We start from the raw sequence: 22,217 nt of genomic DNA, 5'->3' as shown, positions 1-22,217 counted from the left end.
AGCTCACTCCTACAGGGCGATGCGGTCATTGTAGGAGTGAGCTTGCTCGCGATAGGGCCGGTCCAGTCACTGATGAATTTGAAACGATATCGGCTATCTCAGCCGTCATCCAAACATCAAAACAGGTAACCCGACATGGAACAAAACACAACAAACACCATGCAAGCCGTCGTCTGCCATGCGCCGAAAGACTACCGTCTGGAGCAGATCAGCAAGCCCGTTGCGCGGGCCAATGAACTGGTGATTCGCATCGGTGCCTGCGGGATCTGCGCCAGTGACTGCAAATGCCATTCAGGGGCGGCGATGTTCTGGGGCGGCGAGAGCCCGTGGGTCAAGGCCCCCGTGGTGCCGGGCCACGAGTTCTTCGGCTACGTCGATTCGGTGGGCGAGGGCGCTGAAGAGCACTTCGGCGTAAAGGTGGGTGACAAGGTCATCGCCGAGCAGATCGTCCCTTGCGAGAAGTGCAAGTTCTGCAAGTCCGGCAAGTACTGGATGTGCGAAGTGCACAACATCTTCGGCTTCCAGAAAGACGTCGCCGAAGGCGGCATGGCGCAGTACATGCGCATCCCGAAGACCGCGATCGTGCATCACATCCCCGAGTCGGTTTCGCTGGAGGATTCGGCGTTGATCGAGCCGATGGCCTGCTCGATTCACACCGTCAACCGCGGTGATGTTCAGCTCGACGACGTGCTGGTGATCGCCGGCGCCGGCACGCTGGGCCTGTGCATGGTGCAAGTGGCTGCGCTGAAAACGCCGAAGAAACTGGTGGTCATCGACATGGTCGACGAGCGCCTGGAACTGGCGAAAAAATTCGGCGCCGACGTGGTGATCAACCCGAGCCGCGACAACGCGAAAGAGATCATCAACGGCCTCACCGACGGCTACGGCTGCGACGTTTACATCGAGACAACGGGTGTGCCGATCGGCGTTACCCAAGGCCTTGATCTGATCCGCAAGCTGGGCCGCTTCGTGGAGTTCAGCGTGTTCGGCGCCGAGACCAGCGCTGACTGGTCGATCATCGGCGATCGCAAGGAACTCGACGTGCGCGGCGCTCACTTGGGCCCGTATTGCTACCCGATCGCCATCGACCTGTTCGAGCGCGGGTTGGTGACGTCAAAAGGCATCGTCACCCACGACTTCGGTCTGGACGACTACGCCGAAGCGTTTGCCCTGGCGGACTCGACCAAGTCGATCAAGGTGCTGCTCAAGCCCGTTAACTGACGCAACTCTTTCTGTAGAAGCAATCGCAGGTCGCGATGCGGTTTTATCTGATAAATCGCTTTCGCGACCGTCGTCACCTCCGATTGCTCCTACAGGGGACCGTGGCACGCCTCAAGTAAACCAATAACAAGAGAGCGCACCCAGATGGATTACGTCATTGGTGTCGACATCGGCACCCAGAGCACCAAGGCATTGCTGGTCGATGCCCAGGGCCAGATCATCGCGCAGCACAGCCACAGTTATAAGGTCGACACACCCAAACCGCGCTGGGCCGAGCAATGGCCGCAGGTCTGGCTCGACGCCGTGGAAATCTGCGTCGCCGCCTGCATGCGCAAAAGCGCGTTGCCGAGGGACAGCGTCAAAGCCCTGTGTGTCAGCAGCCTGTATGGCGGCTCCGGCATCGCGGTCGATGCACAGATCAAACCGTTGTACCCGTGCCTGATCTGGATGGACCGCCGCGCCGAGGCACAGGTCGAGTGGGTCAACCGGCACGTCGACCTCGAACGGCTGTATGCGATCACTGGCAACTCGGTGGACAGCTATTACGGCTTCACCAAAATGCTCTGGCTCAAAGACAAACAGCCGCAGGTCTGGGCCGACACGCGCTACCTGCTGCCGCCCAACAGCTACATCAATTACTGCATGACCGGCGAGGTCGCGGTGGACCACAGCTCTGCCGGCAACATCGGTGGTGTTTACGACGTTAAGGCCCGGGGCTGGTCGGCAGAGATGCTCGACGCGTTGGGCATCCCGGCGTCGATGATGCCCGAGCGTCTGCTTCATTCCGGTGATGTGGTCGGCGGCTTGTTGCCCGAATGGGCTGATCGGCTGGGGCTTACCCCTGGCATCCCGCTGCTCGGTGGTGGCGTCGATGCCGCCATGGCGACCTTCGCCGCGGGCGTTACTCAGGCCGGCAATCACGTGGCGATGATCGGCACCAGCATGTGCTGGGGCTACCTCAATCAGCAGGTCGATGCCCGCCACGGTCTGGTCAGTTTTCCCCACGTCTTCAACGGCGCCAAAGACCTCTACATCTTCGGCGGCGCGATCACCGCCGGCGCCTCGGTCAGTTGGTTTCGCGAGCAGTTCTGTCAGGCTGAAGAGCAGCAAGGCAGGGAGAGCGGCGAAGACAGCCACGTCATTCTCGAACGTGCGGCGATGAAGATTCCGGCCGGCAGCGACGGCGTACTGTTCCAGCCGTATCTGATGGGCGAGCGCAGCCCCGTGTGGGACGCTAAAGCCAGCGGCAGTTTTGTCGGCCTGAGCCTTTATCACAGCCGAATCCATCTGTACCGCGCGGTGCTCGAAGGCGTCACGTTCGCGCTTCGGCACAACATCGAAGCGGGCACCAAAGGCGCGCAGTCCCTGGACCCTCGGCTGATCGTGGTCGGCGGTGCCAGCCACTCGGATCTGTGGATGCAAATCATCGCCGACGTCACCAACTTTCCGGTCTACACCATCGTGCAGGAGGTCGAGGCGGCGCTCGGTGCAGCCTTGCTGGCGGCCCACGCGGTAGGGTTGGTGGATGAGGCGCAGGTCCACAAAGGCTGGGTCCAACTGGAGCGCCGGGCCGAGCCTCAGGCCGAGAACGTCGCGCTGTATTCACGACTGTTCGCCGATTACGTGGCGCTGTACCCGGCGCTGAAACCGATCATGCATCGCTTGCAGGGAGCGTGACTGTGAACACGGTTCAATTTGATTTCGCCGGCCAGCGCATTCTGGTCACCGGCGCCAGCAGCGGCATCGGCTGGGAGGTTGTACAGCAACTGCTGAACAGTGGCGCCGAGGTCTATGCCCTGGGCCGCGATGCAGCGGCTCTGGAAAAACTGGCAGGACAAGGCTGTCAGGTCTTGCGCGTGGACGTGGCCGATCAGCCGTCATTGGCCGCAGTGCTGGCGGACTTGCCAGTGATGCACGGCCTAGTCAATTGCGCGGGGATTTCCATACTGGAAGCCGCGACCGATGTCAGCGCTGCGGCGTTCGATCAGGTCATGGCGGTCAATGTGCGCGCAGGGGCGATGATCGCGGGAGCAGTGGCGAAGAAAATGATCTCCGAAGGCGTGGCGGGGAGCATCGTCAACGTGTCCAGCCAGGCTTCGTTGGTGGCGCTGGACGACCACTTGAGCTACTGCGCGTCAAAGGGCGCGATGGATGCCATGACCCGTGTGCAGTGTGGTGAATGGGGCCGGTACGGGATTCGCGTCAACAGCGTGAACCCCACCGTGACGCTGACGCCCATGGCGCAGATGGCCTGGAGCGAGCCAAGCAAACGTGACCCGGCGCTGGCGGCGATTCCCCTCGGCCGCTTCGCCGAAACCGCTGAAGTCGCAGCGCCGATTTTGTTCCTGCTGAGCAGCGCGGCGTCGATGATCACTGGCGTGTCGCTGCCGATTGATGGGGGTTACACGAGCCGTTGAAGGCTTGGATTCAGCACCTGTGTGGATACTAAATGCGTGTTTATCGTGGGAGCGAGCTTGCTCGCGAAGGCTGACTTCCAGCCGCTAGAGATGCAATGGCTGGACTGACGCTTTCGCGAGCAAGCTCACTCCCACATGGACCGTGTTTGCTGCGCGACATCGCGGCGCATTTGCGGCGGGACGGCTCCCACATGAGCACCGTTCGCTTCGCGATAGCGCGGTGTCAGGACGACTGCCCCCGGCCAACGCCATTCTCCAGCTCCCCGACAATCACAACCTGCGCCTTCGGCAAATGCCGGTCCTCGATCCGCTCCATCAGCATTTTCACCGCGCTGCTTCCGGCCAGCGAGGCATCGTGGGCGATGCAGGCGATGGGGATGCCGAAGATGTCGGCGAACGGCAGCCGGTCGATACCGCAGATGGCCACGCTGTGGTGGGCAATATCGCGGTCACGCAGGGCTTTCATGGCGCCCAGCGTTATGAGCTGGTTAAAACCGAAAATGGCGTCTGGTACTGGATGGTCGCGCAGGTAATCCAGCGTGCTTTGGTGCGACGGTTCCAGGGTGTAGTCCCCGGCAAACACATCCAGTTGCACCGGCTTGCCGCTCTCGGCAATCGCCGCCTTCACGCCCTTCAGGCGTTCCTCGGAAATCCGCGAATGCGCAGGACCGGTCAACACCAGCATGCGACGCATCGCCGGGCTCTGCGCCAGCAGGTAACGCGCGCCTTTCAGACCGCTGTGATAGTTGTCGAGCACCACATGGCTGAACGGGCTGGCAGGCAGCGCGCGGTCCAGCTGCACCACCGGGATGTCGCCGTTGCTCAGCCGGCTCAGATAGACCGGCTGGTACGCCGGCTCGTCTGACACCGGCGACAGCACTATGCCCGCCACGCGATAACTGAGCAGCGTATCCACCGCTTTGGCTTCGAGTTCTTCGGAGCCGTCAGTGTCCACCAGCATGATGGTGTAGCCACGGGTCTTCGCCTCGCGGGAGATCGCCTTGATCATCTCGCTGTAGAACGGGTTGTCCACCGACGCGGTAATGACCCCGATGATCATGCTCTCGCTGCGCTTGAGGCTGCGGGCAAAGGCGTTGGGGACGTAATCGAGTTCTTGCGCCACTTCCAGGATGCGCGCCAGGGTGGCGGGCTTGACCAGATCGGGTTTGTTCAGCGCCCGGGAAACAGTGACAGGCGTCATGTTCACGCGGCGTGCGATGTCGGAAATGGTGACGGGGGTTTTCTTGCTCATGGGCGATTGGCTGCCTGAAATTCGGGACAACCTGCGGGGCAGTCGCATCCCTCCAAAGAGTGCCAAGGCTAGCACGGTGGAGGGCGCGAAAGGGATGCCGATGTCGGCGCGCGTCGGCGAACCGACAGCTAAATTATCGGGCGCTGGCTGAGTGCCTGAAGACCCTCCGTCGATGCGCCGACGCCAGGGTCAGACGCTGGTTTCCATTGCCTCGGCGACAGCGCGACGTCTGGTTTTGACGGGCACGGAAATCTGCAGTTCGGTGAGCTCATCAAAGCGCGAAAGATCGCGGCGCAGCTCCAGAAAGTAGTCCAGCGCGCCGCCCAGGCAAATGCTGTAGGCCAGCAACTCGACGCCTTCTTCGACGGTGGTTTTCGCCAGCCGCGCGTAGCCGCCCTGAAGGATGCCGTGCCACAACGAGCCCATGCCGAAGAGTCGCGAGAAGATCAGCACCAGCAGGCCGGCCATGATGAAGCCGAACGCCGGACGCAGGGAAAAACGGGCGAGCCCCGAGACGACGTCGCGCCACGCGTTCCTGTAACCCAAGGCCTTGTAGACGCAAGTGCCAGCGGTGAGCAGCGCAGGCCACAGCCAGAAGCTGTGACTGATGGGGTCAAACAACCCGTCCAGCTCACGAATCAGCATGCAGGCGAAAAAGCCGCCAATCAGGATGCCGACGCCACGTTGGCCCGGCTGGCGCGCCGAGAGCCAGAACAGACCGGCGATGATCGCCAGCATGATTTCCTGACTGACCTCGGTGAACGAGGTTTCGAGAATGTCCGTTTTAGCGATAAAGATGTCGATGAACACCATGCCAATACTGAAGAGCGTAAGCGCCAGCATGACGCCGAATCGCGTTAATGCTGATTTAACAAGTTGTAGATCGTTATTCACAAGTTTTTCACTGTTGAGCGAGTATTAAGGGCGGGACTCTAAAGAACTTTCCCAGGTTAGCCAAACAGCGGACGAGTTCATTCTTTTAGTTCTTCTTCCACTCAGTAAAAGTCTTTTGTGATAATCGGTATTGCAGTTTTCCAAATCTGCGATTTCGTCTTGGTTATCTCGTCAGTATGGCTCAATCGGGCCTCTGATCCGCGCTGATGGGCGTGACGCATGCAAAGTCAAAGTGTTTAACATGATGATGAATATGTTCACGCATACTTCAAAATTGCCTCAGCATGAACCTCGGTAACGCTCTCAGGTCTACCTTGCCTAGTCTGTATCAGCGACACTGCCAGTCTTGTTTATACCGGTGCCCGGAGCGCTCATGTCCTTGCCTGCTTCCTCTTCACCTACGCGCGACTTCATCTTTGCCGCCTGCGCGTTACTCATCGCCATGGTCGGCACCACGCTGCCCACGCCGCTCTATGCCCTCTATCAACAACGGCTCGGCTTTGACGCGAGCTGGCTGACGATCATCTTCTCGATCTACGCGGCGGGCGTCATCGCAGCATTGCTGGCGGTCGGCAGTTGGTCCGATCAGTTGGGACGCAAGCCATTGTTGCTGGCAGGGCTGGCGATGGGGGCTATTAGCGCGTTGATCTTTTTGTTCAGCGATTCGATTGGCGGTTTGCTGATCGGACGGCTTTTTTCCGGTTTCAGCGCGGGCATCATGACCGGCACGGCAACTGTCGCCGTCATTGAACTGGCCCCCAAGACCTGGAAGAACGCCACGCTGGTGGCCACGGCCGCCAATATGTTCGGCCTTGGCATCGGGCCTTTGCTGGCCGGCTTTACTTCGCAATTTCTGCCGGATGCGTTGCATCTGGTGTTTTACGTGCACTTGGTAATGCTCGTGCTGGCGACGGTCGGTATCGCGCTGATTCGGGAGACCGTGCAGCGTCCGGCCATTCTGAAACTGGGTATTCAGAAGCCATCGGTTCCAGCCTCAGTGCGCAGCGTGTTTATCTCCGCGTCCATCGCCGGGTTGGCGGGTTTTAGCGTGGCAGGTCTGTTCACCAGCATGGTGCCGTCGGTGATGATTCACGACATGCACGAGCAGGGCGGGTTGTTGATCGGCGCCGTCATCGGGTTGTTTTTCGTGGCGTCGATCATTGGCCAGGCGTTGCTGCAGGTGCTGCCAAAGGACCGGCACATGACCCTCGGTTGCGTCGGGCTGATTGTCGGCATGATCTGTCTGGGCCTGAGCATTGCCACGTCGCAGTTGGGGCTGCTGATCGCGGCGGGTCTGGTGGCAGGCATCGGCCAGGGCATGATCCTGCGCGCCGGCATGGGCGCGGTCACCGCCAGCAGCCCGCCTGATCAGAAGGCAGCGGTGACGTCCGCATTCTTTGTGGTGCTTTACGTGTCGATTTCCGTGCCGGTGGTGGCGGTGGGTTTCAGCGTGCGGGTGTTTGGTCTGGAGCATGTGGGCGAGTTCTTCGCCGGACTGGTGGCCGTGGTTGCGTTGCTGGCGATGATCAGCATGAAGCGCGTGCAATCGAAACAGGCTGCCCTGTCGGCATCCGGGAGCTGAACAATGAGCGTAAAGGTCGGCTTGATCTCGGACACCCACGGCCTGTTGCGCCCTCAGGCACTGGAGGCGTTGCAGGGCTGCGATTACCTGATCCACGGCGGCGACATCGGCAAGCCGGAGATCCTCGACGCATTGATGGCCATCGCGCCGCTGACGGTGGTGCGAGGCAACAACGACACCGACGACGCCTGGGCGTGCGACGTGCCTTATGCAGCAGTTTTGCGTGTCGGTGATGTAGCGATTTACACCACTCACATACTGGCCGATGTGCCGAAATCATTGCCGGATGAGGTGCGCGTCGTGGTCACCGGCCACTCCCACCGGCCCTTGCAGCAGATGCGCGATGGGGTGCTGTTCATCAACCCGGGCAGCGCCGGACCGCGACGGTTCAAACTGCCGATCACGGTTGGCGTGCTGCACATCGAGGGTGATGACGTGCGCGGTGAGTTGATCGAGCTGGCGCTCACATAAGCCCATCCAGTGCGCTTACGACGCAGTCCAGTGTGAGAGTGAGGTTGCTTACGAAGACGATCTTCCCTCCACCAAATATCTAGCGGATGTAATGGCCTCTTCGCTAGCAAGCCCGCTCCCACAAGTGATCTGGCAACTGATAGGGCTTCGGCGAACACGGTCACTGTGGGAGTGAGCTTGCTCACGAAGACGTTCTTCCAATCGCCAAGTTATTTAGCGGATGTACGGGCCTCTTCGCGAGCAAGGTGGAGCGCCACCCCGGTCGCTCCCACAGGTCATCCGCCAACTAAAGGATCTGCGGCATCCTCATTACTTCGCGATCGGGTCCAGGCCGCTGGCTTTGATGGCCGGGGCGGCTGCCGAAGAACTCAGAAACTCCAGAAACTGTTTGGCCTGTTCAGGGTGTTTGCTCATGGTCACGACGCCGGCGGAGTAGAGGGTCATCTGCTGCGCCTGGTCGGGGATCAGGCCGATGATGTCGATGCCGTCCACCGGCTTGAGCTCGCTCAGCTGTTGAAACCCAATTTCAGCGTCTCCACGCGCAACGACTTCACCGACGGGCTCGGCGGGGATCATGCGGCTTTTGCTCTGAATGCGATCGGCGATGTGCATCTGGCTAAACAACACGCGGGACAGGTAAACGCCGCTGGCGCTGTCCGAATACGCAATGCTTTTTGTGTCCAGCAGGGTCTGCTTGAAGGCTTCCATGGTGCTGATGTCAGGGTGGGGCGCGCCATGACGTACGGCCATGGCGATGTAGGATTTGCCCAGATCGACACGGGTTTTCGGATCGACCTTGCCGTCCTTGATCAACTTGTCCAGCGCCGCACCCACCATCAGCACCACGTCCGCCGGCTCGTGGCGGGCCAGTCGGTTTGGAATCGCCTGGGGCGTCGCGCCCATCGATGGGGCTACCTCGCCTTGCAGCTTTACGCCGGCGCGCTGTTCGTAATCGGGGGCAACAGCCTTGAACGCACCCATGATCCCACCGGAACTCAGGACGATCAGTTGAACGGGGGCAGGTGCCGTGGCGGCGTGGGAAAAAGCGACTGGAACGAGGGAGAGGGCGGCACTGAGGAGGTAAGGCAACATTCTTTTCATGGAGATAAACCCGGCGTTGGAGATGAATATGACGAAATAAAACAGCGCGGGCAGTATGTGGCAATTGTGAGATCAGTAAATCCCTTTCTTGCCGATACGCCTGCGCGTTTCGTCTTCAACCCCTTGCAGTGCCTGCGCCGGGCGGCTTTTCGCCCGACGCAGATAAAGCCGCTTTACACCTTGAAGTGGCTGACCAACATCTGCAGCTGGTTGCCCAGGCGGGCGAGTTCGACGCTGGACGCGGCGGTTTCTTCGCTGGCGGCGGCGGTCTGTTCTGACACGTCGCGCACGTTGACGATGCTGCGGCTGATCTCTTCGGCCACCGAGCTTTGCTGCTCGGCAGCGGCAGCGATCTGCTGGTTCATGGCCTGGATGTTCGACACCGTCTGGGTAATGCTTTCCAGCGAGGTACCGGCCTTGCGGGTCAGGGCAACAGAGCTGTCAGTCAGGTTGCGGCTGCTGAGCATGATCTCCGAGACCTGGCGCGTTCCGTTTTGCAGCGCGGCGACGAGGCCTTCGATCTCTTCGGTGGATTGCTGGGTGCGTTGCGCCAGGCCACGGACCTCGTCGGCGACCACGGCAAAACCGCGACCGGCTTCACCGGCCCGTGCGGCCTCGATGGCAGCGTTGAGGGCCAGCAGGTTGGTCTGCTCGGCGACGGCCTTGATCACGTCCATGACCTTGCCGATCTTGTCGCTTTCCTGTTCCAGCACGGTCATCGCGTCGGTGGAGCGAACCACCTCAGTGGCCAGCTTCTCGATCTGGACGATCGCTTCACCCACAACTTTGTCGCCTTCCCGTGCCTGCTTGTCAGCGGCAGAAGCGGCGACCGATGCTTGCTCGGCGTTGCGCGCCACCTCGTGAACAGTGGCCGACATTTCGTGCATCGCGGTGGCGACCTGGTCGGTTTCCACTTTCTGGCTGTTGACCCCGGCGCTGGTCTGTTCGGTCACGGCCGACAGCTCTTCAGCGGCGCTGGCAATCTGCGTGACGCTGTCACGGATGCCGCCGATCAACTCGCGCAGCGTGGCGCCCATGCGCTGGATGCCCATTTGCAGAACGCCCAGTTCATCTTTGCGGGTCACGACCATGTCGTGGGACAAATCGCCCGACGCAATGCGGTCTACCACGGCCAGTGTCTGTTGAAGCGGACGGGTGATCTGACGGGTAATGATGATCGCCGCCAGCGTACCGAGGATCAGCGCCAGGAGCGTCCCGGCCAATTGCAGGGTGCGGGCTTGCTGGCTGTCGGCCTGGCCGAGGGTGATCTGCAAGTCATTCAGTTGCTGGGCCAATTTGACAATGGCGCTTCCTTCCTCGGTCATCTCGGCGCGCGTCGTGTTGATCGTGTCCGTGGCGACCTTGAATCCCTGCACCGATTGGCGATAGCGGTTCAGAGCCGCTTCCAGCTGCTTCAGACGTTCGCCCTGAGTGCCGCCAAAAATGGCGTTGAGCGGAGCGAGGCCGTCAATGGCGCTGGTCAGTTGGCGCATGGCCGTGTCTTCGGTTTTGGCCGAGACACTGGCGGTGTAGCCGCGCACTTCATAGCGCACCAGCATCACGTCTTCGCGGGCTTTGATGACGGCCTGGTACTGCTCGAAACGGCGTTCGTCCGTCGGGTCGAGTTTCATTACGTCGTCGTTGATCGCGGCGATCAGGTCGGCCGCCTTCATGGCGTCAACGCCCATGTCGGCGCGAACCCTGGCGCTCGCCTGATAGGCCTCGCGCATTTTGCTCAGTGAGGTCTCATAAGCGGCGATCTGCTCGCCCAACGCCTTGATGGGCGCGACGTTCAGTGGATTGCTGAAGGTTTTCTGCAGAAATTGCTGCTGCACCTTGAAGCCTTCGAGCGCAGTCTGCACGGTCTGCGCAGCGGTTTCGTCGCCATTGCTGAGCATGTACTGCAGCCGCGTAATCCGAAGGTCAGTCAGCTTCTGGCTGAGTTTGGTGATGTCGGCAACGCGGTCGCTGCGATAGGTCATATTGCCCAGGCTGTTCCAGCCCACCAGGGCCAGCAGGGCAGTCAGTACAAGCACGACACCGAAACCGAGGGCCAGCTTCATGTTGACGCTAATGTTCGCGAACCAGCTGTTCATTCCATTTCTCCAGATCCGTAAATATTTGAAATCGTCAGCTGGAGGGTTTTTGTTATGGAGCCAGCAAAACATTCATGTGTACGAATGCATCGGCAGATTCGCGAGAATCTGAAACCGATGTCGGAATTGTCCGACAGTCGTGTGCGAGCGGAGGTATAGGCAGGAGAAAAAACGTGGGGCCCAGAAACAATCAAGCCCGGCAAAGGCCGGGCTGGGGGAGGAGCAGAGTGTCGATCAGCTCAGGCGGCTGGCACCGACGTGGTCTGCACCGTCAGCGGCAACACGACCCAGCTGGGTGTGCGACGAACCGTTTTCAGCAACACGATTTGCACCAACGCGATCAGCGCCGTCAGCAGCAACACGATTGATGTTGGTGTGGGAAGAGCCGTTTTCAGCAACGATTGGCGCGTTTACAAATGCGCTGGCATCAACAGCAGGGAGGGCGAAAGCGCTGGTTGCCAGTACAGAGAAGGCCAGGCCAAGAATCAGTGTGTTGGTTTTCATGGGAGTTGCTCCAGTACGTTTGATGAGTGGGTGACTCGGTATGGAGCTGATGTTACTCGCCGCAAAATTAATCAGAACTCAATACGATTGGTAGCGAACATCGTCGGCGTTGATAGTTGATACGGCGACGGCTTGCCCCGCTGCTCGTCAAACGCTGGCGTCAATCTTTGCGCCGTCCTTTGTACCGGACATGAAATATTTCAACTGTCGATAAGTCCACCAACCCCCTAACGTGTAAAGGCCGCGAGACCTCGCTGCCGCCGCGGGCGTTTTCTCACTCAGGACGGGACGTTGGGCCATGGGATCAGTTCAGCGATTCACCACGCTAGATAGTTTCAGGGGCGTTTTCGCGTTGTTGGTGGTCTTCTATCACCTGCACGTGGTGGGCGCTTTCATCGAGCTGCCGTTTTTTCGCAGAGCGGACATCCTGCTCAACTTCTTCTTCGTGCTCAGCGGTTTTGTCCTGGCCCATTCCTATGGGCTGAAGCCGCAGTTCGGCTTCAAGCGTTTCGTCATCTCGCGCCTGTTCCGCCTGTACCCGCTGCACGTCGTGATGCTGCTGGTGTTTATCCTCTTCGAAGGGGTGCGCTGGGCGGCCTGGAAGAAAGGCTTCACCTTGAACAACGTGCCGTTCACCGGGCTCTTCGCCCCGTCGGAGATCCTGCCCAATCTGCTGCTGGTGCAAGCCTGGACGACGCTCACCGAAACCATGTCGTTCAACTACCCGTCGTGGAGCATCAGCATCGAGTTCTATATCTACATGCTCTTCGGCGGGCTGTGCCTGCTCTCACTGCGAAGCCGCTTTCTGATGTTTGCCTGCGTGGCCGTCGTCGCATTCACGATGATCTTCACCGAAAACGAACCGCTGGTCTGGCGCGCGATGCTGGGTTTGTCCTGCTTCTTCGCCGGCAATATCACGTACCTCGCCTATCTGTTGGTTCGCGACCGATTCGTGCCGGTGCGCTGGCTGATGACGGTGCTCGAAGTGGCGCTCACGTGCACAACGTACTGGATGGTGATGAACGACTACAGCGACCGCTCGCCCATTGCCAGTCTGACGTTCTGCGTGTTGGTGCTGGTGTTCGCATTCGAAGCCGGGCTGGTATCGACGTTCCTGAAAACCGCCGTGTTCAGGCTGTTGGGCAAGTTGTCGTACTCCATCTACATGACCCACGCTGCGCTGCTGTTTTGCCTGTCGACGATGTTCATCGTGGCGCAGAAGCTCACCGGCCGCGATCTGTCGCCGATGATCAACGGCCAGCGTTTCATGGACACAGGTTCCGAGCTGGGCAACAACGCGCTGGTGGTTGCCGTCACCCTCGCAGCGATCGGCCTGGCTGCTCTGGCTCATAAGTACATCGAGCTGAAGGGCGTCGAGTTGGGCAAGTGGGTCACCGGAGCCTCGAACGGCAAAGCGCCGGTCAAGCAGGGTATCGGCGGTGGCCTGAAGCCGCAGGTTGATCGCGCGGCGTGAATCCCCTTTGGTTGCGCTGAGCCTTAACTGCGGCGCAACCAGTCAACCATTCCCAGCCCTGCCGCGCGGCCGCTGGCGAAGCAGGCGGTCAGCAGATAGCCGCCGGTGGGCGCTTCCCAGTCGAGCATCTCGCCGGCGCAGAAGACGCCGGGCAGCGACGGGATCATCAGGTGCTCGTTCAGTGCTTCGAATTTCACTCCGCCTGCCGTGCTGATGGCCTCATCCAGCGGGCGCGGCGTGATCAGTGTCAGCGGCAAGGCCTTGATCGCACGCGCAAGCAGGGCTGGATCAGCGAATGTCGCAGCGGGGGTCAGCTCACGTAACAGCGCCGCTTTCACCCCGTCGAGGCCCAGCTGGCTGTGCAGATGCTTGGACATCGAGCGGGAACCGCGGGGTTTGCTCAGGGCCTTTTGCACCTCGGCAACGCTTTTGCCGGGCAGCAGATCAATCTCGACAGTGGCCGACCCCGACTGATTGATCGCCTCACGGATCTGCGCGGACAAAGCGTAAACGAGGCTGCCCTCGACACCGCCCTGCGTGACCACGCATTCCCCCAGCCGCAGGGTTTGCCCCTCCAGGCCCATGGCGATGTTCTTCAGCGGCGCGCCGGCGAATTTGCTGCGCAGCAGTTCGCTCCAGGCCGAGACTTCGAACCCGCAATTGGCGGCTTGCAGCGGCGCGACGTCGACTCCGCGTTGTTCAAGCAGCGGTACCCACGCACCGTCCGAGCCCAGCCGCGACCAGCTTGCTCCGCCCAACGCCAGCAGCGTGGCGGCAGGGTTCAGGGTGACTTCACCTTCGGGACCGTCGACTCGCAACGTATTGTCGGCATTCCAGCCCAGCCACCGATGACGGGTGTGGATAACGACGCCGGACTCGCGCAGGCGCTTGAGCCACGCGCGCAGCAGCGGCGCGGCCTTCATGTCGGTGGGGAACACGCGCCCGGAACTGCCAACGAACGTCTGGATGCCCAGGCCGTGAATCCACTCGCACAGCGCCTGGGCGCCGAAGCTGCGCAGCGAGGGCGCGATTACCGGGGCGCGTTCGGCGTAGCGGGCAACGAACGCAGGCGACGGCTCGGAGTGGGTGATGTTCATGCCGCCGACGCCCGCCAGCAGAAACTTGCGCCCGACCGAGGGCATGGCGTCGTAGAGGTCCACCTTGAAACCGGCGTGGCTCAGCACCTCAGCGGCCATCAGGCCGGCAGGGCCGCCGCCGATAATGGCGACTGTCTGGGTGCTTGAGGTGGCGGTTGACGTCATGGCTAAGCGAACACCGGTTGGGTAGGGGGCGCGCATTCTACGCGAGCTTCGTGAAACGCGGCCAGCCTGTGGAAAACTTATCGATCAAAAAACGTACAGTACGCGCGAGCCCTAGTGGTATCAGGGGATCACGCCCTTGCACTCAGGTTATCCACAGGCGGCTCCACAGGGGATGTGGGTAAGTGATGTCATCACTCAAAGCCCGCGCTCTATCCACACCCGCTGCGCACTGTGGTGCAGAATCCCGTGCCGTCGAGCAAGTGCTTGCCGGTCCTTGCTGTAGCCACCGCCAATCACGCCCATCACCGGAATGTCCCGGCCCAGGCAATGACGCATTACCGCCTCGTCGCGGCGGGCAACCCCCGCATCGGTCAGCTGCAAATAGCCCAACGCGTCGTCCTTGTGCACATCCACGCCGGCGTCGTACAGCACCAGATCGGGCTGATACAGCGGCAGCAGGTAATTGAGCGTGTCGTCGACCACCTTCAGGTAGTCGTCGTCACCCATGCCCATCGGCAGCGGAATGTCCCAGTCACTCTGGGCCTTGCGCGCAGGGAAGTTCTTTTCGCAGTGCAGCGAGACCGTGATCGCGTCAGCGGTGTGTTCGAGAATCCGCGCAGTGCCGTCACCCTGGTGCACGTCGCAGTCAAAAATCAGCACCCGGTCGACGCGTCCGCTTTGCAGCAGGTACTGACTGATGATCGCCAGGTCGTTGAAGATGCAAAACCCCGCCGGGTAATCGTAATGGGCATGGTGAGTGCCGCCGGCAAGGTGACAGGCCAGTCCGTGTTGCAGGGCGAGTTCCGCTGTCAGCAAAGAGCCACCTACCGCGCGTACCGTACGTCGGGCCAGATCCTCGGTCCAGGGCAGGCCAAGGCGACGTTGATCTTCCCGCGCCAGCGCGCCTTCCATATAACGGCTGATGTAACCGGGGTCATGGGCCAGCGCGAGGATGTCCGTTGGGCAGACCTGCGGACGAAACAATTGAGCATCTGTGGTCAGGCCGGTGTCGATAAGGTGGTCGCGCAGAAGCCGGAACTTGTCCATCGGGAAGCGATGGTCGGGCGGAAAGTCCGGGCTGTAGTCTTCGTGGTAAATGAGGGGCAGGGGCATGGTGAGCACGCGTCTGGTTCGAAGGGGAATCTTGCCAGTTCTGACGATCACCGCACAGCGATTTGCCTGGGCGGGGAGATCGCCAGCCGGCGGGCATTTTGAGAGGCGAGGCAACAGGGAGACGATCGATGGAGCCGATTCTTGAGCTCAACAGCGCACGCTTGTTGATGCGTCAATGGCGAGATGATGATTTGCCAGCCTTCGCGAAGATGTGCGCCGATCCACAAGTGATGCGCTACTTTCCGCAGCCCTTGAGCCGCATGGAAAGCGCCAAGCTGATCGGCCGAGTGCGCGGGCATTTTGCCGAGTATGGTTTCGGCTTCTGGGCCCTTGAACGTAAGGACACCGGTGAATTCATCGGCTTCACCGGCCTGGCCGTGGTGGGCTTCGAAGCAGGATTTACGCCAGCGGTAGAGATCGGCTGGCGCCTGGCCCGCGAGCATTGGGGCCTGGGTTATGCCAGCGAAGCCGCCTGGACGGTCCTTGGCTGCGGATTCGAGCACCTGGACATGGACGAAATCGTGGCATTTGCGGCGGTCAATAATCTGCCCTCGCAGAAGGTCATGCAGGCCATCGGCATGCGCACCGATCCGGCTGACAACTTCGATCATCCGAAATTGCCCAACGGCCATCCACTCAGGCCCCACGTGTTGTATCGCATCAACCGGGCGGGCTGGTTGGCGACGCTTTAAACAGCTGCGGGAATCGGGCTACAAACCTCTGTATCATTTCGTCCCACTTCCATATGCGCCGGCCTACGGCGCCCATGGCCTGATTGATGCGATGACGGTTGGCGAGACGACCGTGTGAGGAACCCTGAATGAGTCACGTGCTGGATGATCTGGTGTCGCTGTTGAGTCTGGAGCCGATCGAAGAAAACCTCTTCCGCGGACGCAGCCAGGACCTTGGCTTTCGCCAGCTGTTTGGCGGTCAGGTACTGGGTCAGTCGCTGTCGGCGGCGAGCAAGACGGTTGAAGACGCGCGCCATGTGCATTCGCTGCATGGCTATTTCCTGCGCCCCGGCGACGCGCACTTGCCCGTGGTGTATCAGGTGGACCGGGTCCGCGACGGCGGCAGTTTCAGCACGCGCCGGGTGACGGCCATTCAGAAAGGCCATCCGATTTTCACCTGCAGCGCCTCGTTCCAGTACGACGAAGAAGGCTTCGAGCACCAGACCCAGATGCCGCACGTGGTCGGCCCGGAAAACCTGCCGTCGGAGCTTGAATTGATGCGTCAGCGCGAGCACCTGATTCCCGAGCACATGAAGGACAAACTGCTGTGCCCCAAGCCCATCGAATTCCGGCCAGTCACCGAGTCTGATCCCTACAACCCGAAGCCTGCTGACCCGGTGAAATACATCTGGTTTCGCGCCGACGGCACGCTGCCCGACATCCCCGCCCTGCACCGCTACATGCTCGCTTACGCGTCGGACTTCAACCTGCTGACCACCTCGCTGTTGCCCCATGGCAAGACGGTCTGGCAGAAAGACATGCAGATCGCCAGCCTGGATCACTCGCTGTGGTTCCACGGTGAACTGCGCGCTGACGACTGGCTGCTTTACGCCATGGACAGCCCATGGGCCGGTAATTCGCGCGGGTTCTCCCGAGGCAGCGTATTCAATCGCGAGGGCAAGCTCGTGGCGTCGGTCAGTCAGGAAGGTTTGATTCGCCACCGTAAGGATTGGTCATGAGCCTCAATCAAGTACGCCACTGGGTATTCGACATGGACGGTACGCTGACCGTTGCTGCCCATGATTTTCCGGCGATCAAGCGTGCGCTGGATATCCCGCAGGAGGACGACATTCTCGGGCACCTTGCGGCATTGCCGGCGGATGTTGCGGCGGCTAAACATGCCTGGCTGCTGGAGCACGAGCGCGCTTTGGCGATTGAATCCAAACCCGCGACAGGTGCTGTTGAGTTGGTGAGGGAGCTGGCAGGGCGGGGTTATCGCCTCGGCATCCTGACCCGTAACGCCCGGGAGCTTGCTCACGTAACGCTGGAGGCAATCGGTATTGCCGACTGCTTTGCCGTGGACGACGTGCTCGGCCGTGACGAGGCCGCGCCCAAACCCGATCCGGGTGGCCTGCTGAAGCTCGCGAGCGCCTGGAACGTGCAGCCGTCGGAAATGGTGATGGTGGGTGACTATCAGTTCGACCTGGCCTGTGGTCGAGCGGCCGGGGCCCGGACGGTGCTGGTCAATCTCCCGGAAAACCCGTGGCCGGAATTGACCGACTGGCATGCGGAGGATTGTGTGGCGTTACGGGCGATGATTGGCGCAAAGAGCTGATTCCACCCTTCTGGCAGGACCGGCTTCAGCCGGGAACGCGTCCGGCAATTCACCACAAAATTGATGGTGTACAGACCGGCCTGTTCCCGGCTAAAGCCGGTCCTACGTAGTGCCGCGTCTAGACAGTAGGACCGGCGGCTGTGTTCATTTGTAGGACCGGCTTCAGCCGGGAAGGCGTCCGGCGCTACACCGCAACATTGACGCTGCACATGCTGGCCTCTTCCCGGCCGAAACCAGTCCTACCAAACGCGCGGATATCAATTGGCCTTGAACAACGCCGTCTGCCCTTCAGGCGAAGTGAAGATCGCGTCGCCGTTGTGCCCGACGTTTTTCACTTCCACCAGACGCTGATTCAAGCCTTCCGGATGGCGCTTGGTCAGGTAATCGAAGTAGTTGTGACCACGGGCCAGACGCTGAGGCCCCTGAGCTTCCGCGCCACAATCCTTGTCCAGCGCGGGGTGCTCCGGATCGGTGTCCAGCTCGCCCAACAGATAAGTAATGTCCCGCTTCACGTATGCGGCCTCAAGCTCGGCCGGTGTTTCCTTGCCGGCGTAAGCGGGCAGCTTGTTCAGGCCATACTTCCAGGTGTCGAAAGTCGGGCAGCTCGCCGCATCAACCGGCACAGGGCGCGTCGCGTCGAAATAGGCATAAGAGGATGGGTTGGCGATCACATAGCGCAGCTTGATGCCTTCCTTCTTCAGCAAGGCATCTTCCTTGCCACCAATCATCGCGTAGCGCTGCACAACCTGCGCACCGCCGGAATGGCCCGCGATCACGATTTCCTTCAGGTTGGGGAACAGCTTACTGTCGCTCAGACGCTTGAGGATGTGATCGATGACCACAAAGGAGCTGACCGGCTTGGGGCCCAGTGACTTCTCGCCCGCCATCCAGTCATTGGTGTGCCAGCGAAGTACCGACTCAGGCAGGCGGTGTTCTGCGATGTCCTTTTCGTCGAGAAACTGCGGCGCGATCAGCAGGGTTTTCGATCGCTGCCTGGACTGGTTGGCTGCGCGCTCGACACTGCGCAGGTAGGTTTGCGCGTTGCGCAGCCGACCGTGGAAAACAATGACCACCCGCTGGACCTGCGGGCTGGGACGAACCCAGTTCTGACTCAGGCCGAGGGTGGCCTGGGTCGTTCCGTTGATCTGCAGCCGGTCGGGGCTGATGGCTTTAACCGCCTGATCCGCCGCATGAGCATTGAGGCTCATCAGGGTGCCCAACAACAGGATCGAAAGCGGTTTCATCATGTGATCAGAGGCTCTTGGCGGCGAACGTATCGCATTGGTTGATTTGTCCCTGGGCAAAACCTGTCTTGAACCAGCGGACCCGCTGGGCAGAGGTGCCGTGGGTAAACGAGTCCGGCACGACCCGGCCCTGACCCTGTTGCTGCAAGCGGTCGTCGCCAATGGCATTGGCGGCGTTCAGCGCCTCTTCAATATCACCCGGCTCCAGCCAGTTCAAACGCTTTTGTGCGTTGTTGGCCCAAACGCCTGCCAGGCAGTCAGCTTGCAGCTCCTGACGCACCAGCAAACCGTTGTCACCTTCCATTTTCATGCCGCGTTGGCGGGCGGCGTCAACTTTAGCCGAAACCCCCAGTAAGGTCTGCACATGATGGCCAACTTCGTGAGCAATCACGTACGCCTGAGCGAAATCTCCCGCCGCCTTGAAGCGCTGACTCATTTCACGGAAAAACTCCATGTCCAGGTACACGCGCTGGTCAGCCGGGCAATAGAACGGGCCGCTCGCCGAAGACGCCGAGCCGCACGCCGATTGCACCCGGCCACTGAACAGAATCAGGGTCGGCGCCTTGTACTGGCTCCCCATTTGCTGGAACACCTGCTGCCACGTGTCCTCGGTATCGCCCAAGATCGCGCGCACGAAGTCGGCCTGCTCGTCATTGGCCGGTGGCGCCTGGCGCGTTTGCGGATTGACCGCTGCGGTCTGCTCCGAACCCATCTGGCCGGTAATCTCGCCCAGAATTCGCATCGGGTCCTGCCCGGTCAGCAGACCGATCGCGACAATGATCACGATCCCGCCAAGCCCCAGACCCTTGCCGCCAATGCGCATCCCGCCGCCACCGCCACCCCCGGAATCGCCGCGTGCGTCCACGACGTTGTCACTGCGACGTCCTTTTTTCCATAGCATGGGGGAATCCTCTTTTGGTCGTGTGGGAAGTGTAGACGGCGTGCGTGCGTCGTCTGGTCTGCTGGACTAAGAGAGGAGGGGAGGGGGAATAGTTCGCGAATCGGTTCTTCAGACGTATTGCTCACCTGCAGAGCTGCTTGGTGGGGCGTGGCAGCTTGGAACCTTATTTGTGTTTTTCAACCTGCGGAGAAGTAGACCCATGTCAGGGCAGCGCCCTTTGAGTGCGTTAATGAGGCGCGCGAAAATAGTAGAGCAGTCCGCTACTCACGCCGATGAGAATCATCGAGCCATAAATTATCCGCACTCCCCACAGCAGTCGGGGAGGCAGTTTGAAAAGTTTTTTGCCTGGGAATGCGCTCCTGCCTCCAGAAGATTTCAGGTGCGACTGCGACCAGCATTACAAAGGTTTCCCTCATTCTTCGTCCGAAAAGGCTGTCTCCGTAGAAATCTCTGTTCAATGAAAACATTTCAATATCGCATAGGTAGTTTTCGATTTTTTCCAAGTTGATGTAGAAGAAGATGTAGTAGCCGGCGAGATGCAAGGCCGTGATCACTGTCAAAATGAGTGCCAGTAGTCCGGTAGGGATATCTACCATTACTGCGCCCATGCATAGAGATATTCGTCGGTCATTTCTTTCACTTCTCTCACTGTGCTGTGATAAAGGCATAAAGCCCGATCATGCATGCAAATACTGTATTTAGATTGATGTAGAGCCAGAGTATCCAGACCCTTAAATCTGGTGGCACTCTTAAGTTTGCATCTTTTGAAATATCTCCACGGAGGTACATCAAATTCGGAAAAGTAAGGACGACAGTCACCATGTTCATACGCATCTGTCTTCCGATAATGCCGTCGCCCCACATCCTTCGAGCATCAGATATGCATCTGCAGTCATTCAGATAGCTTTCAATTATTACTATCTTTCTGCAGCAAAAAATTGTCATCGTCAAGATGGTCGCAAACATCCAAAAGGACATTGCCAGTGAAAGTAGGCCGATTAAGTAGTGCATTGGTGAAGCAGCTCCAAATTTCTTCCCTAATGAGGGTCAAAAGGTCTCGCAGAGCACTGTCAAGCTTGTTCAGTCTAGGGAGAAATAAACCCAAGCTAAAGCGGCGCCGTTTGCATACGAGAAAAAATAGAGCGCCTGAAGTTGAAGCCTGAGCGCCGAAGACAACCGCTTATCTGCATCGGGAGGTATCTCACCCCGCCTGCACATAAGCTTATGCATGATGATAATCATCGCTAATCCATTCAGCCTCATCTGCCTGCCAATGAGGCCCCCGCCCCACACGCTTTTGTTCCACTGCACGAGTTTTACGTCTGATAGCAGTTCCTCCATGGCGGTTAACTTATTTAGCTGGAAGTAAATCATTATGATGATATTGACGAATATGCTTCCAAACACCGCCATCACCCACCAGACTTTCTCAATCATCATTAGTGTGCGGGCTCCATTCATAAAGTTTGGTTCCTATGAACTCTCCGCTTTTCTCACCTGCCAACCCACCTCCATACCCTCCAGCAACTGCGCCCACGATCAAACAGGCAAGTGCCACCGGGCCGCTTGTTGGACCCAATACCGCGAAGCATGCAGTAGCCGCCGCTGTGCCACCTAGCGTTCCGCCTAAGGAGCCGCCGCTGACATTGCCCACCAGTTTCACGCCTTCGACGAATTTCGCTCGCGTGCAAATATCCTCCCTTCCGGTCGAGCAGGCTTCCTTAATCTCAAGCGCGGTAGATGCTAAGTTCAGCCCGATCCCAATTGCTGTCCCATGCTTCAACAACTTCGCCACCTTGGCGATTTTTCCCACCCGCTCCGCATATCCCTGGATTTCACCTGTGTGCAGATAACTCTTGGTCGACAACCCCAGCATCTTCTTCAGCGGGCCCTTTTTCCGTAGCCCGGTACCCCAGCGGGCAATTCCTTCCAGTTGCTTATCAAGCGTGGCAAACAGCGCTCGCCGCTGGTTGATGAATTCCTGCCGGGCAATGGGTGTTCCGCGCGCCAGCGACAGTTTGTAAAGCCGCTCGATCTCTTCCAGAGTTTTCTTCACCCCCTCCAGGTGCTTGCCCCAACTCCCGGTGGCAGCGCCAATACCCAGCGATCCATAACTGAGCATGTTCTGGAGCAGGTCATAGTTCTCGATGAGCTGGCTGCCCGCGCCTTTCACTTGCCGATGGACGTTCCGAGCGAGGTTCATTAGCTCTGTCTCTTCCGCCGTCAGAATGCCGGTCGAACCGTCGCTGACAATCACCAGTTGGCCCGGCATCACCACAACGTTTCGAATGTGCGCGTTAAGCACATCGAACTTCGCACGCCCGCTCACCCGTGCCTTGAGTGTGAAATAGGTCTGTATGCGGTCATTGATAAACACATATGGCTTGGACACGTGCTGT

21 protein-coding genes and 1 pseudogene are annotated in these 22,217 nt (G+C 59.8%); 9 read left to right on the top strand and 13 right to left on the bottom strand.

The genetic code is table 11. The features are described from left to right. The first annotated feature begins 135 nt into the window (after positions 1–135). From QMX88_RS12715 to QMX88_RS12705, 3 genes are all read left to right on the top strand, one after another. The gene (locus QMX88_RS12715) at positions 136–1,221 is read left to right on the top strand and encodes an alcohol dehydrogenase catalytic domain-containing protein (RefSeq protein WP_282369758.1); all 1,086 of its coding nucleotides are present in this window, start codon (positions 136–138) and stop codon (positions 1,219–1,221) included. A gap of 144 nt (positions 1,222–1,365) precedes the next feature. Further along, positions 1,366–2,898: an FGGY-family carbohydrate kinase gene (locus QMX88_RS12710; RefSeq protein ID WP_282369756.1), complete on the top strand. Its 1,533-nt coding sequence runs from the start codon at positions 1,366–1,368 to the stop codon at positions 2,896–2,898. A gap of 2 nt (positions 2,899–2,900) precedes the next feature. Next, entirely contained in the window at positions 2,901–3,638 is a 738-nt protein-coding gene (locus QMX88_RS12705; RefSeq protein WP_282369754.1) for an SDR family oxidoreductase, read from the top strand. 223 nt (positions 3,639–3,861) lie between these two features. Here QMX88_RS12705 and QMX88_RS12700 read toward each other — a convergent pair whose 3' ends face one another. Continuing rightward, a complete protein-coding gene (locus tag QMX88_RS12700) occupies positions 3,862–4,890 on the bottom strand; it encodes a LacI family DNA-binding transcriptional regulator (protein WP_282369752.1) in 1,029 nt (342 codons plus the stop codon). 189 nt (positions 4,891–5,079) lie between these two features. Further along, positions 5,080–5,733, bottom strand: a complete 654-nt coding sequence (locus tag QMX88_RS12695) for a hypothetical protein (RefSeq protein ID WP_282369750.1) — start codon at positions 5,731–5,733, stop codon at positions 5,080–5,082. 424 nt (positions 5,734–6,157) lie between these two features. Here QMX88_RS12695 and QMX88_RS12690 point away from each other — a divergent pair, with 424 nt between their 5' ends. Further along, positions 6,158–7,366: an MFS transporter gene (locus QMX88_RS12690; protein ID WP_282369748.1), complete on the top strand. Its 1,209-nt coding sequence runs from the start codon at positions 6,158–6,160 to the stop codon at positions 7,364–7,366. Between the two features lie 3 nt (positions 7,367–7,369). Continuing rightward, positions 7,370–7,837: a metallophosphoesterase family protein gene (locus QMX88_RS12685; protein ID WP_282369746.1), complete on the top strand. Its 468-nt coding sequence runs from the start codon at positions 7,370–7,372 to the stop codon at positions 7,835–7,837. 309 nt (positions 7,838–8,146) lie between these two features. On the opposite strand, the gene QMX88_RS12680 is transcribed toward QMX88_RS12685, so the two are convergent. The 4 genes and pseudogenes from QMX88_RS12680 to QMX88_RS12670 all read right to left on the bottom strand — a co-directional run bounded on the left by QMX88_RS12680 (position 8,147) and on the right by QMX88_RS12670 (position 11,538). Further along, the gene (locus tag QMX88_RS12680) at positions 8,147–8,938 is read right to left on the bottom strand and encodes a substrate-binding domain-containing protein (RefSeq protein WP_192173285.1); all 792 of its coding nucleotides are present in this window, start codon (positions 8,936–8,938) and stop codon (positions 8,147–8,149) included. Positions 8,939–9,111: 173 nt separating this feature from the next. Next, complete coding sequence (locus tag QMX88_RS29670; protein WP_407073240.1) at positions 9,112–9,816, bottom strand: methyl-accepting chemotaxis protein; 705 nt, start codon at positions 9,814–9,816, stop codon at positions 9,112–9,114. Between the two features lie 198 nt (positions 9,817–10,014). Beyond that, positions 10,015–10,920, bottom strand: a pseudogene (locus tag QMX88_RS29665) (methyl-accepting chemotaxis protein); the annotation flags it as partial. Between the two features lie 348 nt (positions 10,921–11,268). Continuing rightward, entirely contained in the window at positions 11,269–11,538 is a 270-nt protein-coding gene (locus QMX88_RS12670; RefSeq protein ID WP_282369742.1) for a hypothetical protein, read from the bottom strand. A gap of 298 nt (positions 11,539–11,836) precedes the next feature. Here QMX88_RS12670 and QMX88_RS12665 point away from each other — a divergent pair, with 298 nt between their 5' ends. Beyond that, entirely contained in the window at positions 11,837–13,012 is a 1,176-nt protein-coding gene (locus QMX88_RS12665; RefSeq protein WP_192173282.1) for an acyltransferase family protein, read from the top strand. Between the two features lie 23 nt (positions 13,013–13,035). Here the strand turns inward: QMX88_RS12665 and QMX88_RS12660 are convergent, their stop codons facing one another. Both QMX88_RS12660 and QMX88_RS12655 read right to left on the bottom strand, forming a co-directional pair. After that, complete coding sequence (locus tag QMX88_RS12660; protein WP_282369741.1) at positions 13,036–14,274, bottom strand: TIGR03862 family flavoprotein; 1,239 nt, start codon at positions 14,272–14,274, stop codon at positions 13,036–13,038. Positions 14,275–14,469: 195 nt separating this feature from the next. Beyond that, positions 14,470–15,387, bottom strand: a complete 918-nt coding sequence (locus tag QMX88_RS12655; RefSeq protein ID WP_282369739.1) for a histone deacetylase family protein — start codon at positions 15,385–15,387, stop codon at positions 14,470–14,472. 128 nt (positions 15,388–15,515) lie between these two features. Between QMX88_RS12655 and QMX88_RS12650 the strand changes: the two genes are divergently transcribed. The 3 genes from QMX88_RS12650 to QMX88_RS12640 all read left to right on the top strand — a co-directional run bounded on the left by QMX88_RS12650 (position 15,516) and on the right by QMX88_RS12640 (position 17,673). Then, the gene (locus QMX88_RS12650; protein WP_282369737.1) at positions 15,516–16,079 is read left to right on the top strand and encodes a GNAT family N-acetyltransferase; all 564 of its coding nucleotides are present in this window, start codon (positions 15,516–15,518) and stop codon (positions 16,077–16,079) included. A 128-nt stretch (positions 16,080–16,207) separates the two neighbouring features. Next, entirely contained in the window at positions 16,208–17,077 is an 870-nt protein-coding gene (tesB, locus tag QMX88_RS12645) for an acyl-CoA thioesterase II (RefSeq protein WP_282369735.1), read from the top strand. After that, positions 17,074–17,673, top strand: coding sequence for an HAD family hydrolase (locus tag QMX88_RS12640; protein WP_282369733.1), 600 nt, complete (start codon positions 17,074–17,076; stop codon positions 17,671–17,673). Before tesB ends, QMX88_RS12640 begins: the two co-directional genes overlap by 4 nt. A 257-nt stretch (positions 17,674–17,930) precedes the next feature. On the opposite strand, the gene QMX88_RS12635 is transcribed toward QMX88_RS12640, so the two are convergent. From QMX88_RS12635 to QMX88_RS12615, 5 genes are all read right to left on the bottom strand, one after another. After that, positions 17,931–18,920: an alpha/beta hydrolase gene (locus tag QMX88_RS12635; protein ID WP_282369731.1), complete on the bottom strand. Its 990-nt coding sequence runs from the start codon at positions 18,918–18,920 to the stop codon at positions 17,931–17,933. A 4-nt stretch (positions 18,921–18,924) separates the two neighbouring features. Next, complete coding sequence (gene ypfJ, locus QMX88_RS12630; RefSeq protein WP_282369729.1) at positions 18,925–19,818, bottom strand: KPN_02809 family neutral zinc metallopeptidase; 894 nt, start codon at positions 19,816–19,818, stop codon at positions 18,925–18,927. A gap of 260 nt (positions 19,819–20,078) precedes the next feature. Further along, positions 20,079–20,426 carry a hypothetical protein gene (locus QMX88_RS12625; protein ID WP_282369727.1) on the bottom strand — a complete coding sequence of 116 codons (348 nt, stop codon included), beginning with the start codon at positions 20,424–20,426 and terminating at the stop codon, positions 20,079–20,081. Positions 20,427–20,898: 472 nt separating this feature from the next. Further along, complete coding sequence (locus tag QMX88_RS12620) at positions 20,899–21,258, bottom strand: hypothetical protein (protein WP_192173273.1); 360 nt, start codon at positions 21,256–21,258, stop codon at positions 20,899–20,901. After that, positions 21,248–22,210 (bottom strand): hypothetical protein, encoded by a 963-nt coding sequence (locus tag QMX88_RS12615; RefSeq protein ID WP_282369724.1) that lies wholly within the window; start codon positions 22,208–22,210, stop codon positions 21,248–21,250. The genes QMX88_RS12620 and QMX88_RS12615 overlap by 11 nt, the downstream gene beginning before the upstream one ends. Positions 22,211–22,217 lie beyond the last annotated feature (7 nt).

This window comes from Pseudomonas sp. PS02290 (assembly GCF_029960075.1).
Taxonomy (GTDB): domain Bacteria; phylum Pseudomonadota; class Gammaproteobacteria; order Pseudomonadales; family Pseudomonadaceae; genus Aquipseudomonas.
This window is presented reverse-complemented; position numbering and strand designations above follow the sequence as displayed.